This window comes from Streptacidiphilus anmyonensis, assembly GCF_000787855.1.
GTDB lineage: Bacteria > Actinomycetota > Actinomycetes > Streptomycetales > Streptomycetaceae > Streptacidiphilus > Streptacidiphilus anmyonensis.
This window is the reverse complement of the sequence record NZ_BBPQ01000088.1, coordinates 14,622-29,646: the sequence shown is the minus strand read 5'-3', so window position 1 is coordinate 29,646 and position 15,025 is coordinate 14,622. Positions and strand designations below refer to the sequence as shown.

At 73.2% G+C, this 15,025-nt stretch carries 13 protein-coding genes; 8 read left to right on the top strand and 5 right to left on the bottom strand.

The genetic code is table 11. The features are described 5' to 3' along the window. On the bottom strand, window positions 1-1,518 hold a 1,518-nt coding region (locus TR50_RS38375), incomplete at its 3' end, for a homocysteine S-methyltransferase family protein (protein WP_042433681.1). Window positions 1,519-1,820: 302 nt separating this feature from the next. Here TR50_RS38375 and TR50_RS38370 point away from each other — a divergent pair. From TR50_RS38370 to TR50_RS38355, 4 genes are all read left to right on the top strand, one after another. Continuing rightward, on the top strand, window positions 1,821-2,684 hold the full coding sequence (locus TR50_RS38370; RefSeq protein WP_042433677.1) for a PAC2 family protein: 864 nt from the start codon (window positions 1,821-1,823) through the stop codon (window positions 2,682-2,684). A 273-nt stretch (window positions 2,685-2,957) separates the two neighbouring features. Beyond that, window positions 2,958-3,443 (top strand): DUF6643 family protein, encoded by a 486-nt coding sequence (locus TR50_RS49490; protein WP_042433674.1) that lies wholly within the window; start codon window positions 2,958-2,960, stop codon window positions 3,441-3,443. A gap of 189 nt (window positions 3,444-3,632) precedes the next feature. After that, the gene (locus tag TR50_RS38360; protein ID WP_042433671.1) at window positions 3,633-4,475 is read left to right on the top strand and encodes an MOSC domain-containing protein; all 843 of its coding nucleotides are present in this window, start codon (window positions 3,633-3,635) and stop codon (window positions 4,473-4,475) included. A gap of 179 nt (window positions 4,476-4,654) precedes the next feature. Continuing rightward, window positions 4,655-7,090, top strand: a complete 2,436-nt coding sequence (locus TR50_RS38355) for a right-handed parallel beta-helix repeat-containing protein (protein WP_042433662.1) — start codon at window positions 4,655-4,657, stop codon at window positions 7,088-7,090. A gap of 18 nt (window positions 7,091-7,108) precedes the next feature. Here TR50_RS38355 and TR50_RS43335 read toward each other — a convergent pair whose 3' ends face one another. Next, window positions 7,109-9,835 (bottom strand): hypothetical protein, encoded by a 2,727-nt coding sequence (locus TR50_RS43335; protein WP_052441805.1) that lies wholly within the window; start codon window positions 9,833-9,835, stop codon window positions 7,109-7,111. A 172-nt stretch (window positions 9,836-10,007) separates the two neighbouring features. Here TR50_RS43335 and TR50_RS38340 point away from each other — a divergent pair, with 172 nt between their 5' ends. From TR50_RS38340 to TR50_RS38330, 3 genes are all read left to right on the top strand, one after another. After that, window positions 10,008-10,814, top strand: a complete 807-nt coding sequence (locus TR50_RS38340) for a DeoR/GlpR family DNA-binding transcription regulator (RefSeq protein ID WP_042433659.1) — start codon at window positions 10,008-10,010, stop codon at window positions 10,812-10,814. A 109-nt stretch (window positions 10,815-10,923) separates the two neighbouring features. Further along, complete coding sequence (locus tag TR50_RS38335; protein WP_160311261.1) at window positions 10,924-11,397, top strand: SRPBCC family protein; 474 nt, start codon at window positions 10,924-10,926, stop codon at window positions 11,395-11,397. Window positions 11,398-11,409: 12 nt separating this feature from the next. Next, the gene (locus tag TR50_RS38330) at window positions 11,410-12,162 is read left to right on the top strand and encodes an NADPH-dependent F420 reductase (RefSeq protein ID WP_084701711.1); all 753 of its coding nucleotides are present in this window, start codon (window positions 11,410-11,412) and stop codon (window positions 12,160-12,162) included. A gap of 42 nt (window positions 12,163-12,204) precedes the next feature. Here the strand turns inward: TR50_RS38330 and TR50_RS38325 are convergent, their stop codons facing one another. Further along, a complete protein-coding gene (locus TR50_RS38325) occupies window positions 12,205-12,750 on the bottom strand; it encodes a barstar family protein (RefSeq protein WP_084701709.1) in 546 nt (181 codons plus the stop codon). 17 nt (window positions 12,751-12,767) lie between these two features. Continuing rightward, window positions 12,768-13,868 (bottom strand): PLP-dependent cysteine synthase family protein, encoded by a 1,101-nt coding sequence (locus TR50_RS38320; protein ID WP_042433650.1) that lies wholly within the window; start codon window positions 13,866-13,868, stop codon window positions 12,768-12,770. A 312-nt stretch (window positions 13,869-14,180) separates the two neighbouring features. Between TR50_RS38320 and TR50_RS38315 the strand changes: the two genes are divergently transcribed. Then, window positions 14,181-14,657 carry an ATP-binding protein gene (locus tag TR50_RS38315; protein WP_052441804.1) on the top strand — a complete coding sequence of 159 codons (477 nt, stop codon included), beginning with the start codon at window positions 14,181-14,183 and terminating at the stop codon, window positions 14,655-14,657. Between the two features lie 100 nt (window positions 14,658-14,757). Here TR50_RS38315 and TR50_RS38310 read toward each other — a convergent pair. Beyond that, window positions 14,758-15,025, bottom strand: a 268-nt coding sequence (locus TR50_RS38310; RefSeq protein WP_160311260.1) for an SHOCT domain-containing protein, incomplete at its 5' end; no start/stop codon positions are given.

Genomic DNA, 15,025 nt, shown 5'->3' with positions numbered 1-15,025 from the left:
AGGGATGTCGTAGTCGCGGGTCAGCTGCGCGATCAGGCGCTCGGCGACGGCGACCTTGGTCTCCGCCGTGCGGGCCTGGCCCTGCTCGTCGATGGTCAGCGCGATCAGGCCGGCGCCGTGCTGCCGGGCGAGCGAGGCGATGCGGTCGAAGCGGCTGCCAGGCTCGTCGCCGTCCTCGAAGTTGACCGAGTTCAGCACCGCCCGACCGCCCAGCAGCTCCAGACCGGCCTCGATCACCGGCGGTTCGGTCGAGTCCAGCACGATCGGCAGGGTGGAGGCGGTGGCCAGGCGTCCGGCCAGCTCGCGCATGTCCGCCACGCCGTCACGGCCGACGTAGTCCACGCACAGGTCCAGGAAGTGGGCACCCTCGCGGATCTGCTCGCGCGCGATGTCCACGCACGCCTGCCAGTCGCCCGCGATCATCGACTCGCGGAACTTCTTCGACCCGTTCGCGTTCGTCCGCTCACCGATCGCCAGGTAGGACGTGTCCTGGCGGAACGGCACCGACTGGTAGAGAGAGGACGCGCCGGGCTCCGGCTCGGGGGTGCGGCGCGTGACCGGGAGGCCCTGGACGCGCTCGACGACCTGCCGCAGGTGCTCCGGCGTGGTGCCGCAGCAGCCGCCGACCAGGGAGAGCCCGTACTCGCGCACGAAGGTCTCGTGGGCGTCCGCGAGCTCCTCGGGGCTCAGCGGGAAGACCGCGCCGTCCTTGCCCAGGATCGGCAGGCCCGCGTTCGGCATGCAGGACAGGCCCACCTTGGCGTGCCGGGCCAGGTAGCGCAGGTGCTCGCTCATCTCGGCCGGACCGGTGGCGCAGTTCATACCGATGAAGTCGATGCCGAGCGGCTCCAGCGCGGTCAGCGCCGCGCCGATCTCGGAGCCCAGCAGCATCGTGCCGGTCGTCTCCATGGTCACCTGCGCGAAGACGGGCAGGCTCAGGCCCGACTCGGTCAGCGCCTGCTTGACGCCCAGGACCGCCGCCTTGACCTGGAGCAGGTCCTGCGCGGTCTCGATCAGCAGGGCGTCGGCGCCGCCCGCGATCAGGCCGGCCGCGTTCTGGCGGAAGCCCTCGCGCACCGCCTCGAACGTGATGTGGCCGAGGGTCGGAAGCTTGGTGCCGGGGCCGATCGAGCCGAGCACCCAGCGCTGGCGGCCGTCCTCGGCGGCGAACCCGTCCGCGACCTCACGCGCCAGTCGGGCCCCGGCCTCGGCCAGCTCGTGGATGCGGTCGGCGATGTCGTACTCGGCGAAGGCGGAGAGGTTGCAGCCGAAGGTGTTGGTCTCGACGCAGTCGACGCCCACGGCGAAGTACGCCTCGTGGACGGAGCGGACGATGTCGGGGCGGGTGACGTTCAGGACCTCGTTGCAGCCCTCGAGCCCCTGGAAGTCGTCCAGCGTCGGGTTCCTGGCCTGGAGCATGGTTCCCATGGCCCCGTCCGCGACCACGACTCGGCTGGCGAGCGCCTCGCGCAGCGCGTCGGCGCGCTCCTGGGCGGCAGGGGGAACGAAAACGGCCATGAGGGGCTCCCTGTGTGCGACGGCTGTCGGCTTTGCGCCCACTCGGTCGCGGGCGCACGAGGCCCAGCGTATTGCAGCCGCCACATTCGGCTCCTCCGGATTCCGCCAGGTGGGACGCCGGTCCCGGCCAGCGGACCCGTCCGGCCCACCCGGGTTGCGGTCTGTCGGCCCTCGGCGAACCACCGGTTAAGCCGCCGCACCGCAGGCATGGTTGCCCGTACGCTGGGCACTTACAGTCCGTGGGACGGCTCGGTCGAGCCGGATCCCGGCACAGCCTGGCAAGTGTGGAGGGAGGCACCGGGGTGGTCGAGCTTGAGGACGTGCCCGAGCTCATCGACCCGGTCATGGTGGCCGCGTTCGAGGGCTGGAACGACGCGGGGGACGCCGCATCCACCGCGGTCGCGCATCTGGACGACACCTGGGGCGGCAAGGTCTTCGCCGAGCTGGATGCGGAGGACTACTACGACTTCCAGGTGAACCGCCCGACGGTGTGGCTGGACGGCGGGATCCGGCGGATCACCTGGCCGACGACCCGGCTCTCGGTGGTCCGGGTGACCGAACCCAAGACCCGGGACCTGGTGCTGGTCCGGGGCATCGAGCCGAGCATGCGCTGGCGCAGCTTCTGTCAGGAGCTGCTCGCAGTCGCCCACGAGCTGGGCATCGAGATGGTGGTGATCCTGGGCGCGCTGCTGGGGGACACCCCGCACACGCGTCCGGTTCCGGTCAGCGGCGTCACCTCCGACCCGGACGTGGCGCGCTCCCTGGATCTGGAGGAGAGCCGCTACGAGGGCCCGACGGGCATCGTCGGGGTGCTGCAGGAGGCCTGCGCGCAGGCGGGCCTGCCGGTGGCGACGTTCTGGGCCGCGGTCCCGCACTACGTGGCGCAGCCGCCGAACCCGAAGGCGACGCTCGCGCTGCTGAACAAGCTGGAGGACCTGCTGGACGTCCGCATCCCGCTTGGCGAGCTGCCGGACGACGCGCGCGCCTGGCAGCTCGGGGTGGACCAGCTGGCGGCCGAGGACAGCGAGGTGGCCGAGTACGTCCAGCAGCTGGAGGAGGCCAAGGACACCGTCGACCTCCCCGAGGCGTCGGGTGAGGCGATCGCCCGCGAGTTCGAGCGCTACCTGCGCCGCAGGGACAACCAGCCGCCCAAGACGGGCGACTGACCCGGCCCCTGCGCCGCGCGGGGCGCACCCCTCGCGCACGCGACCGAAAACCCCCTTCCGCCCTCCTCGGGTCACTGCCCCGAGGAGGGCGGAGTGCGTCCGTCCGGTAAACATTGCATCAACAAAGCGACCGTTTCACCGCACACTCTGCTGCCGATCTGACCGTTTTTCACCACTTCGGGCAGCCGCGCGAGTCAAAAGCTCGGCAATCCCCGCAACTACCTGTGGTGACACTCTCCTCAGCAGGCATGTTGTGGGCTTACCGTATGCGTCATGACCTCCCGCTCCTACGACGGAGTCGGTTACTACGCTCCGTCCTTTGCCTCGGACACCCCCATCTACGACAGCCTCGTGGCTGAGCGGGGGGTTCCCCAGATCGCGCCGATCAACGTGCCCGCCGCGCTCCCCCCGGCGAGCTACGACAGCTTCGGCTCGTCCGCGTACGGATCCTCGTACGGTTCCTCCTACGGCGGCGGCTACGGCTCGTCCTTCGGGTCGGGCAGCAACCTGCCGGCCATGCCGACGTCGCGCCTGGCCCTGGGCCCCGGACCGAGCAGTCCCAGCTACACCCCGCCCACACCGGTTCCGGCGCAGTACCCCGCGCCCCAGCCGTACGTCCCCCAGCAGCCCAACTACGGTGGCGCGCCGTCCCAGTACACCGCGCCGGTCGCCCCCGTGGCCCCGCTGCGGCCGGCTCCGCCGCAGACCCAGGGCGGGTACGGCTACCCCCAGCACTACCCCCAGCAGCGCGGCTACTGAGGCGTCACGGGAGGTCGCAGTCGCTCAGGGGCGCGGGAATTCCCGCGCCCCTGACGTGCCCCCGAGCACGTGCGCCTGAGAACGTGCCCGTGGGCACGTGCCCTCGGGAACGGCGCCCGCGGACGCGTCCGACAGGGCTCGCGTCCGGTCGACGTCCGCGCGACGTTCGAACACTGGCACCATGGAGACATGGCAACTCGGCTCACTGCACTGCGGATACACCCGGTCAAGTCCTTCCACGCCCAGGCGCTGGAGACCGCCTCCGTCGAGCCGTGGGGGCTCGCGGGTGACCGCCGGTGGATGCTCGTCCAGCCGGACGGCGAGGCGCTGACGCAGCGTGAGGACCCCCGCCTGGCGCGCTTCCAGGCCCGGATCGACGCCGACGGCGCGCTGCTGCTCGCCCATCCGGACGCCGACGCGCCGCTGCGCGTCGAGACGCCGGACCCGGCCGCGCTCGCGCCCGTCTCGATCTTCGGCGACGGCTTCACCGCACCGGTCGTCGCGGACCCGGACGTCGCCGACTGGTTCGGCAAGCTGCTCGACCGCGAGGTCCGGCTGGTCCACCTCGACGACCCGCACCGGCGGCCCTGCCCCGCGACCACCAGCCTGGCCGACGCCTACCCCTTCCTGCTCACCACGACCGCCTCCCTCGACGCCCTCAACGCGCTGATCGCACAGGACCACCCCGAGGACGCCGCCGGCGCCGGCCCGCTCCCGATGGAACGGTTCCGGCCGAACCTCGTGCTCGACGAGCCTGTGCCGTGGGCGGAGACCGGCTGGCTCCGGATCCGGATCGGCGCGGTGGAGTTCGAGGTCGTGCAGCAGTGCGGCCGCTGTGTGATCACCACCGTCGACCAGGAGGCCGGGGTCTTCACGGGCCCGCAGCCGCTGCGCACGCTGCGCAAGCGCCGCCGCTTCGCCAAGAGCGCCGCCTTCGGCATGCACCTGGTCCCGCAGGCCCCCTACGGCACCCTGGGCGTCGGCGACGAGCTGACCGTACTGGAGTCCGGGCCGCTGCCCCAGGCCGACTGACCGGTCGCACCCCGACTGATCAGTTCCGATCACAGCAGGTCATCCTTGCGGGCGGCGACCGATCGTCGTCACGCTCGTTGTCATCGATGTCGGAGGAAGAGGGTCGGGCGAGCGTGCCGGACGCAGTACCGTGGGCTGACGCAGCGGCAGGACGAGAGAGCTGGGGGCACCGGATCGTCATGGGAGCAGGCGTGGTGCGGGTGACCCTGGACGGCGCCTCGCGCTGGCGTCGCCGCTCCGGCGAGTACGCCACCGTCGCCGAGGCGCTGGCGGCCGCCGAACCGGGTGACACGGTCGCCCTCGGGGCGGGCGTCTACCGCGAGAACATCGTGCTGGACAAGGCTCTGACGCTGCGCAGCGCCGAAGGACCGGGCACGGTGCGGATCGAGCCGTCGGCCGGCAGCGCGCTGATCGTGCTGGCCTCGGCGGCCGTGCACGGGCTGGTCCTGGAGGGCCAGGACGGCTCCGCGCCCGCCGTCGTCATCGCGGCCGGGGCGCCCGAGCTGACGGAGTGCCGGATCTCGACCCGCTCCTCGGTCGGCATCGAGATCCGCGGCGAGGCCCGGCCGGTCGTCCGCACCACCAAGGTGGAGAACCTGGGCGGCCTCGGCGTGCGCGTCTCGGAGGCGGCGCAGGCGCTGGTCGAGGACTGCGAGATCGACGGGACCGGCCAGTCCGGCGTGGTGGTCCGCGCGGGCGGCGCGCTCCGCCTGCTGCGCGGCAAGGTGCGCCGCACCTCCGGGGCCGGGCTGGTGCTGACCGGCGAGGGCAGCCGGATCGAGGCGGAGGGCTGCGAGTTCACCGAGGTCGACGGCAACGGCGTCCAGGCCGACGACCGGGCCGAGGGCGTGCTCGTCGACTGCACCGTCTCCCGGGTCTCGGACAACGGCCTGACCCTGGACGGCGCGGCCACGCTGCGGCTGGACCGCTGCCGGCTGCACGACATCCCGGAGAACGCCGCCGACCTGCGCGGCCGGGCCCGGCTCACGCTCACCGACAGCAGGCTGCGCTCCTTCGGGCGCAACGGCCTGTCCGTCTGGGACACCGACACCGCCGTCGAGGCCGACGGCTGCGAGCTGCTCGACAGCACCGGCGACTACCCCGCCGTCTGGGTCATCTCCGGCGCGAGCGCGAAGCTGACGGACTGCCGGATCCAGGACGTGCCGGACGGGCTCTTCGTGCTGGACCGCGGCTCCGCGGCGGAAGCGTCAGGCTGCACACTCAGCCAGGTGCGCGGCACGGCCGTGTCGGTCAGCTCCGGCGCGACGGTGCGCCTGGACCGCGTGACCGCCCAGGACGCGACCACCGGCGTCTGGTTCCGCGACCACGGCAGCGGTGGTCTGCTGACGGACTGCGAGATCGCCGACACCGCGACCGGCGTCATCGTCACCCGCGGCGCGGACCCGGTGCTGCGCGGCTGCATGCTGCGCGGCAGCGGCGAGGCGGGCGTCTACGTCTCCGCGGGCGGGCGCGGCACGTTCGAGGAGTGCCGGGCCACGCACGGCAAGGGCTACGGCTTCCACGTCATCGACGGCTGCCCGACGGTGCTGACCCGCTGCCGGGCCGAGCAGAACGCGCGCGGCGGTTTCGAGTTCTCCGAGCCCGGCCCCGTGGCGGAGGCCTGCACCTCGGACGACGCGAAGCCCACCCTCGCACCGGTCACCGGCCGGGCCGTCCCCCTCGGCGTGCCCCGCGCCGACGAGCCGCCGCTGGCCACGACCCTGCCCGGCGCCGCGCTGGTGCGCGCCCGGGCGCTCGTCCCGGCGCAGCCGCTGGCGTCCGGGCTGCCGCAGATCGCCCCGATCCCGGACTGCCGTCCGGCGGAGGAGGCGCTGGCGGACCTCGACGCGCTGGTGGGCCTCGGGACCGTCAAGCAGGAGGTCCGCACGCTGATCGACCTGATCTCGGTCGGCCGGCGGCGTCGCCAGGCGGGCCTCAAGGCGCCCTCGCTCAGGCGCCACCTGGTCTTCACCGGCTCCCCCGGCACCGGCAAGACGACGGTGGCCCGCCTCTACGGCGAGATCCTCGCCTCGCTGGGCGTGCTCCAGCGCGGCCACCTCGTCGAGGTCTCCCGGATGGACCTCGTCGGCGAGCACATCGGCTCCACCGCGCTGCGCACGGCGGAGGCGTTCGACCGCGCGCGCGGCGGCGTCCTGTTCATCGACGAGGCGTACGCGCTGGCCCCCGAGGATCCCGGCCGCGACTTCGGCCGCGAGGCGATCGACACGCTCGTGAAGCTGATGGAGGACCACCGCGACGAGGTCGTGGTCATCGTCGCCGGCTACACCTCCGAGATGGAGCGCTTCCTCGCCGCCAACCCGGGCGTGGCGTCCCGCTTCTCGCGCACCATCAGCTTCCCCGACTACACGGCCGAGGAGCTGCTGCGGATCGCGCAGACCCAGGCCGAGGAGCACGAGTACGAGCTGGCCGAGGCCACCGCCGACGCCCTGCTGGCCCACTTCGGGGCCCTGCCCAAGGGCCCCGCGTTCGGCAACGGGCGGACGGCCCGCCAGGTCTTCGAGACGATGGTCGAGCACCACGCGGTCCGCGTCGCCCAGCTGCCGGACGCGACGACGGAGCAGCTGCAACTGCTGCTCCCCGAGGACCTGCCGTAGCCGGTCGGTACCCGGCCGTCAGCCGACGGCCGCCGGGGCGTCCTCGATCGCGCGCAGCAGAGCGTCGCGAGCGACGAGGAAGCGCGGGTCGAGCCGGTAGTCGAAGTGCCCGTTCACCGGCACCAGGATGGGGTACTCCTCGCTGCGCCCGAACGACAGCGGGTCCGGGAACGCCGGCTGGTCGGGGGCCGGACTGCCCGCGCACGCGGGGATGCGGACCGGGCCGCCGATCGGGTCGGTGAGGCGGAAGAGGTTGTCCCACCGCGGCATGTCCCGCTGGAGCCGCATCAGCTGGTCGGGGCCCATGTACGCGGGGAAGAACCGCCCGTACAGGCGGCGCAGCGGCGAGCCGTAGGTCAGCAGGGCCACCCGGCCCCGCGTCGCGGGGTCGAGCTGCCACAGGGCCGCCGCGGCGAGGATCGTGCCCTGGGAGTGCGCGGAGAGGACCAGTCGGCGGGCGGGGTCCGCGGCGAGCCAGGTGCGCACGCGCGCCTCGATGTCGGGGACGGCGCGCTCGGCGTAGCACGGCGGGGCGAGCGGGTGGGCGGCGCGCGGCCAGAAGGTGCCGATGTCCCACAGCACGCCGACGGTGCGCCGCCGGGCCGGCGAGGTGTACGCGCTGCGTCCCAGCGCGACCAGGCCCACGAGGAAGGCCGTGGTGAGCCAGCCGCCGAGGCTCTGCAGCATCTCGCCGAGGCGGGAGCCGACCATGCCCAGATCCGCGCTCGCCGCCGTCAGCGACTCCCCACTGACCAGCGCGCCGACCAGCGCGACCAGCAGTTGGAGCGCCGCGGCGAGGGCCAGCGTGCCGATGACGCCGGTGCCGGCCTCGGTGAGCCGTGCTCCCGCCAGCGCGGTGGTGATCTGTCCGGTGCGCGGCGAGTCCGTCGTCGGCGGCTCGTCGTAGGCCGCGAGGACGGCGGGCCGCAGCGTCTTCCTGGCGCGCAGCAGCGGCACGACGAGCCGGACGACGACCGCCAGCAGCACCGGCGCCAGCAGCGTGGTCCCGCTCGCGTGCCACACGAGCAGCGGAACGGCCTGAACCGGGTCGCCGGGACCGGCGAGGCGCTGCGCGATGAGGAGCGCGGAACCCGAGGTGAACAGCGCGCCGAGGCCGAGTGCCAGCAGGGCCGTCGCGGGCCCCGCGAGGCCGCGCAGCGCTCCGCCGCCCGGCCCGCCGAAGCCCGAGTCCGCCGGTTCCGGCGCACCGAGCCCGGGGCTGGGCACGATCAGCGTCGGATCGACGGGCGCGGCGGGGTCGATGGGCGCGAGCGGCTCCCCGGAGTCCGCCGTCGCGGCGAAGCTCGCGGGCGCGGCCGGGCTCGCCGTCACGGGCGAGTCTGCCGACGCACCGCGCTCAGCGCCGCCCGGCTTCTCCGGTGCCGTCGAGTCCGTGGACCCGGAGAGCCCGACCGCCGCGCTCGGGTCGGTGGGCACGGCCGGGTCGATGGGCTCGGCCTGCTCCGTCGACGCCACCGAGTCGGCCGAATCCCCCGACTCCGCCGTCGCGGCGGAGCTCGCCGGCGCGGCGGGCGCCGCAGGCGCGGTCGGTTCGAGGGGCGCGCTCGGCTTGGTGGTGCTGCGACCACGGGTCAGGGTCAGGGCGATGCCGGTGAGTGCAGCGACCAGCAGCAGTTGGCCCGCCAGCAGCGCCGCGAACCCCCGCTCCGCGCCGGGCAGCCGGCCGTCGGCGACCCACGCGGGCCGGCTCCAGGCGGCGTAGACGAAGACCAGCACCGCCAGCCCCGCCACTGCGGCCGCCAGCATGCGCGGCGTCAGGAGGTCCGCGCCCGTGCTGAGACTCGCGAGCAGCAGCGCGCCCACGGCGACGAGCAGCGCCAGCAGCACGATCCCGATCCAGGCGCGACCCGGCGCGGCCTGCCGGTCGTGGGCGATGACGGGCACCACCACCGTCCAGGCGACGGTGAGCAGCCCGGCCGCGAGGTGCAGCGCACGCAGTCGGCCGACGGTGGCGACGCCGTACCAGAAGCCGTCGGTCTCCATCTCGATCGGCGCGTCGCCGGTGCGCGGCGCCTTCATCGGGCGGACGCGCTCGTAGCTGCTCCACGTCATCCGGGCGAGTTGCCCGAGCCCGGCCAGCATCACGAGGGGCACCAGCGCGGCGACGACGAGGCGGCGACCGAGCTGTCCCCACCAGCCGCCGTGGCCGCCGAGCGCGAAGACCACCCAGGAGTGGCGGGCCGCGCACGCGCCGTCCGCGGCGCACTGCCAGGCCGCGAGGTCCATCGCGATCTCGCACGCGGCGGCGGTGAGCAGCACCGTGAGGGAGACGGCGAGCAGCCGGGCGAGCGCCGAGTACGCGCCGCGCAGCCGGGCGTCAGCGGCCCCGCCGTCCGCGCCCGGCGGTCCCGGAGGACGCATCCAGTGGACCAGGTTGGCGAACATGAAGGGGAGCAGCAGGAGCCACAGGGCGCGGCTGGCCGCGCCGGAGGTCAGCTTGGCCCACGAGTACGCCTCCAGCACCGCGTCGCCCTCGTACGCGGCCGAGTTCTGCTCGGCGTCCTGGTCGGGCCAGCGACGGTAGGTTCCGGACATCGAGTCGCCGGTCATCTGCTTGAGGTGCGGGCTCTCCAGCATCACCTCGGGCGTGGTGCCGCCGACGCCGTGGACGAGCAGTTCCAGCCGAAGCGGCACGGACGCGGGTGCGGCCTCCCCCTCGCCGGTGCGCTGCTCCGGCAGCGATGTCGCGTCCGTACCGGTCCCCTGCGTCACAGCGCTGCCCATCCCCGTCGTCCCGTCCATCCCCGACCGCTCTCCCGCCGACCGCCACCCCGCGGACGTCCCTTTCGCTATGCTGCCGCTTTCCGCCGTTCCGTACATCACTTTCGCGCCACGGGATGCGCGGGCGTGGCAGGATGACGCGAAACACAGCGCGAGCGGAGAGGACGGGAGCCGGGTGGCCGAGAACAGCGGTCTGCTGGCGGAGCAGCGGCGCGCCCTGATCCTGGACGAGGTGCGCCGCCGGGGCGGCGTCCGCGTCAACGAGCTGACGCGCAAGCTGAACGTGTCCGACATGACGATCCGACGGGATCTGGACGCGCTGGCCCGCCAGGGCATGCTGGAGAAGGTCCACGGCGGTGCGGTCCCGGTGCTGGAGGCCAGCACGCACGAGCCCGGCTTCGAGGCCAAGTCGGCGCTGGAGCTCAGCGCCAAGGAGGAGATCGCCGAGGCGGCCGCCCGCCTGGTCGCCCCGGGCAGCGCGGTCGCCCTCTCCGGCGGCACCACGACCTACGCGCTCGCCCACCACCTGGTCCGCATCGAGGGCCTGACGGTGGTGACCAACTCGGTCCGCGTCGCGGACGTCTTCGAGCACGCGGCCCGCCAGGGCGCCGCCGCGTCCCCGCCGTCCACGGTCGTGCTGACGGGCGGCGTCCGCACGCCCTCCGACGCGCTGGTCGGTCCGATCGCGGACCGGGCCATCCGCTCGCTCCACTTCGACCTGCTCTTCCTGGGCTGCCACGGCATCTCCCTGGAGGCGGGCCTGTCCACCCCCAACCTGGCCGAGGCCGAGACCAACCGCAGCTTCGTCGCGGCGGCGCGCCGGGTGATCGCGGTGGCGGACCACACCAAGTGGGGCACGGTCGGGCTCTCGACGTTCGCCTCGCTGGCCGAGATCGACACCCTGGTCACGGACTCCGGCCTCCCGGCGGAGATCCGGAGCGCCGTCGCCGAGCAGGTCCGCGAGGTCGTCATCGCAGGCTGACGGCATCCGTGTCCGATGTCATCTTCCACGCTTGACAGGGCGTCAACTAGGCTGCGCCCCATCTGATCCATGGAAAGGGGTGCCCCCGGTGGGCGTGCGTCTGTCTCCGGTGACCACTGAGTTCCTCCAGTCGGCGCCGCTGCGAATCGTCGTCACCCAGCGACTCGACGCCTCCCGTGAGGCGTTGTTCCACGAGCTGACGGACGACGCCTCGACCTGGCCGCAGTGGTGGCGCGAGATCACCCGCGCCTCCTACACCGGCCCCGGCCCCTACAGCGCCGGCGCGGGCCGCTCGGTCTCGCTGCGCGGCGGGGTGCGCTTCGTCGAGAGCGTGCTGGTGTGGGACGAGCCGGAGCGCTTCGTCTACCGGATCGAGGAGACCAACCTGCCGGGCGCGCACGCCTGGATGGAGGAGTGGCTGCTCACCCCGGGCCAGGGCGACGGTACGACGCTCCGCTTCACGATGGCCATCGAGGGCCACGCGGCCCTCGAACTCCCGCTCCAGGCGGTCCGTCCGATGGTCATGCGCTCCATCCGCCAGGCGATGCGCCGCCTCGACGCCCGCGCGCGGCAGGCCGGGTAGCGGCCGGATCGGGTGAATCGGCGCGCCGGGCGGAATGCGCGGCGTACGAACCGGGTTGGCACGAAGGCACGCAGGCGTGACACGACCCGGAAAGGCTCTTCCATGAAGATCGGCATCATCGGCGCGGGCAACATCGGCGGCAACCTGACCCGTCGGCTGACCACGCTGGGGCACGACGTCTCGGTGGCCAACTCGCGGGGCCCGGAGACCCTGGGCGAGCTCGCGAAGGAGACCGGCGCGACGCCCGTCACCGTCGCGGACGCCCCGCGCGGCGCCGAACTGGTCATCGTGACCATCCCGCTGAAGAACATCCCGAGCCTGCCGAACGACCTCTTCGCTGACGCGGCGCCCGGTTTCACGCTGATCGACACCAACAACTACTACCCGCAGCAGCGCGACGGCCGGATCGCCGGCATCGAGGACGAGGGTCTGACGGAGAGCCGGTGGGTGGCCCAGCAGCTCGGGCACACCGTCGTGAAGGCCTTCAACGGCACCTACGCCGCCGACATCCTGGAGCGTCCGCTCCCGGCCGGCGCCCCCGGCCGCCAGGCGCTGCCCGTCGCGGGCGACGACGCGGACGCGAAGAAGCTGGTGCGCGAGCTGATCGACGAGCTGGGCTTCGACACGGTCGACGCCGGCGGCCTCGACGACTCCTGGCGCCAGCAGCCGGGCACGCCCGTCTACGGCCTGCGCGGCGACGTCGCCGCCGTCACCAAGGCGCTGTCCGAGGCGTCCCGGGAGCGCACGGCGGACTTCCAGGGCTGACCGGCGCACCCGCAGGGGCGCCGAGGTCGGACCTCGGCGCCGCTACGGGGCGGGCTCCGGACGGCGCGAGGAGTCGAGCCACTCGTGCGGGTTCCACGGCACGGGCTGCGCGCCGACCGGCTCCAGCCGCAGGTGCGGATCGTCGCTCTGCACGAGGCAGAGCAGCCGCTCGCCGAAGACGGCGGCCCGACGCGCGTGGTCGGCCAGGATGTCCAGGACGACGTGCGCCTCCCTCGGGCAGGCGCGGGCGAAGGCGTCGTAGTGCGTGAACGCCAGCACCAGACCCTCGGCGCCCTGCGGCACGCCGTACTCGCCGCCCATCACGTCGCGCAGGCAGTCGTTGAAGGCGTCGAGATTGCGGCCGTAGTAGTCGGGGAAGTCCAGCGCCGCGGCGACGTCGGCATGGAAGACGTCCGCCGTCGCCCAGCCCGAGGCGTCGAGGACGACGACGGCGAAACCCGCCCGGCGCAACCGGTCGGCCGCTTCGTCGAACCGCTGCGCGCGCCAGTAGAGCGTCACGAAGGCGTCACGGGCGAGCGCGCGGTAGACGGCGACGGCCGGCAGGTCGGCTTCCGTGGATCCGGTCATGTGCCGATCCTGGCAGGTCACTCGGCGGTCCACTCCCCGGTTTCCAGGACCTTCTCGAGAACGGCCAGGTACGGGGCGATGTCCAGGCCCTGCTCGGCAAGCCAGGCGTCCGAGTAGTACTTGTCGAGGTAGCGGTCGCCCGGGTCGCAGATCAACGTCACGACGCTGCCGCGCTGCCCGGCCGCGAGCATCTCGGCGACGATGCGCAGCGCGCTCCACAGGCCCGTCCCGGTGGAGCCGCCCGGCTTGCGGCCCATCACGCGGGCGAGCAGGCGCACGGCCGCCACGGTGGCCGCGTCCGGGACCTTCATCATGCGGTCGATGGCGCCGGGCACGAAGCTCGGCTCGACGCGCGGGCGGCCGATGCCCTCGATCCGGGAGCCGCAGTCGCAGGTGGCGGTGGGGTCGGCGTTCACCCAGCCGTCGAAGAAGGCGGAGTTCTCCGGGTCGGCGACGCAGACACGGGTGTCCGCGCCGATGTAGTGCACGTAGCGGGCCAGCGTGGCCGAGGTGCCGCCGGTGCCGGCGGTCGCCACGATCCAGGTCGGCTCGGGGAAACGTTCCTGCGCCATCTGGTGGTAGATCGACTCGGCGATGTTGTTGTTGCCCCGCCAGTCGGTGGCCCGTTCGGCGTAGGTGAACTGGTCCATGTAGTGGCCTCCGGACTCGGCGGCGAGCCGGGCGGAGACGTCGTAGAGGGTCCGGGTGTCGTCGACGAGGTGGCAACTGCCGCCCTGCGCCTCGATCAGCGCGATCTTCTCCGCGCTGGTGGTGCGCGGCATCACGGCGATGAACGGCACCCCGATCAGCTTCGAGAAGTACGCCTCCGACACGGCCGTCGACCCGCTGGACGCCTCCACGACGGGCCGTCCCGGCCGGATCCAGCCGTTGCACAGCGCGTGCAGGAACAGCGAGCGGGCGAGCCGGTGCTTGAGCGAGCCTGTCGGGTGGGTTGACTCGTCCTTGAGGTAGAGGTCGATCCCCCACTCCTCCGGCAGGGGGAAGCGCAGCAGGTGCGTGTCCGCGGAGCGGTTGGCGTCCGCCTTGACCTTCCGGACCGCCTCCTTCAGCCAGGCACGGTAGTCGGCGTCGCTGCGGTCCACGTCCAGGGTTCTCACGTGCGGGCTGCTTTCGTCGTACGGGTGGCGGCTCGGGCCGGTCGACTGCCGCTCGACGGTTGTTCGACCTGCTCACCCGCATCGTAACGTGGCACAAATCACAAGAGTTTCTTGGACGTTCCCGAACCCTGCCGCATGATCCGCGACTCGCTGCGTCCGAATGCTTACCCTGAGCCAGCGTTCGGGGCAGGATGTCAGAAGTTGCGGTCCCGGGCGAACCGGGAAACGCTGGTCGTACCACGGAATGCTTCTCATTGCTCACTCTTCGAAGTCGCCCGCCGCTTGCGGAGGACGGAAGGAGTCGAAAGCGCGATGGAGGACATGGACCGGCGCTACGAACTGCGCCTCACCGCCGAACCGAGTCGGTTCGCGGTGGTGCGCAGAATCGTCCAGGCGCATCTGCGGCACTGGCATCTCGCCGCCGTCACGGACCAGACGCTGCTCGGCATCACCGAACTCCTGGCCAACGTGCATCAGCACGTCGGGGCGACCGCGCCCTGCACTCTGCGCCTGCGCGCCGCCACGGACACCCTCACGGTCGAGGTCTGCGACGACTCCCCCGACCTCCCCTCGGCCCGCGCGCCGGAGCCCCTCGACCCGGGCGGCCGGGGGCTCTCGCTCGTCGCGGCCCTGTGCAAGGAGTGGGGCGCGCAGGTCAGCGAGACGGGCAAGACCGTCTGGTTCACCGTCGCGACGTCCCCGGTCCCGTCCCCGTCCCTGCTGGCGACGGTCCCGCTGGTGGCGGTGGAAGTCCCCGCAGGGGCGCTCCAGCCGGTCCTGGCGGACTGAGCGCAGCCGCGACTTCAGGAGCGCCTTCAGGGGCGCGGGGCTCTGCCGATGCGCGGCTCCGCCGCGTGGGCAGTTCCCCGCGCCCCTCGGTCGTGCAGCCTCACGCCGTGGTGTCGGTGCCGTTCAGCACGTCGAGGCGCTGGCGGTACTCGAACTCGTCGATCTCACCGTCCGCGTAGCGGCGGTTGAGCGTCTCCAGCGGGGACGGCGCCGGACCCTGCTGCTGCTGGGGACCGCCCCAGTACGCGCCGCGCGGGCCGCCGAAGGGGCCGCCGGGCCGCGGGCCGCGCGGTCCGCCGGGGCCGCCGAACGCGCGGCCGCGCCAGACGATGCGGCGGACGACCATGATCGCCCCGATCCCGAACAGC

Coding starts and splice junctions, on each gene's coding strand:
- TR50_RS38315 (WP_052441804.1), top strand. CDS start 14,181: ATGGAGGACATGGACCGGCGCTACGAACTGCGCCTCACCGCCGAACCG.
- TR50_RS38325 (WP_084701709.1), bottom strand. CDS start 12,750: ATGACCGGATCCACGGAAGCCGACCTGCCGGCCGTCGCCGTCTACCGC.
- TR50_RS38355 (WP_042433662.1), top strand. CDS start 4,655: ATGGGAGCAGGCGTGGTGCGGGTGACCCTGGACGGCGCCTCGCGCTGG.
- TR50_RS49490 (WP_042433674.1), top strand. CDS start 2,958: ATGACCTCCCGCTCCTACGACGGAGTCGGTTACTACGCTCCGTCCTTT.
- TR50_RS38360 (WP_042433671.1), top strand. CDS start 3,633: ATGGCAACTCGGCTCACTGCACTGCGGATACACCCGGTCAAGTCCTTC.
- TR50_RS43335 (WP_052441805.1), bottom strand. CDS start 9,835: ATGGGCAGCGCTGTGACGCAGGGGACCGGTACGGACGCGACATCGCTG.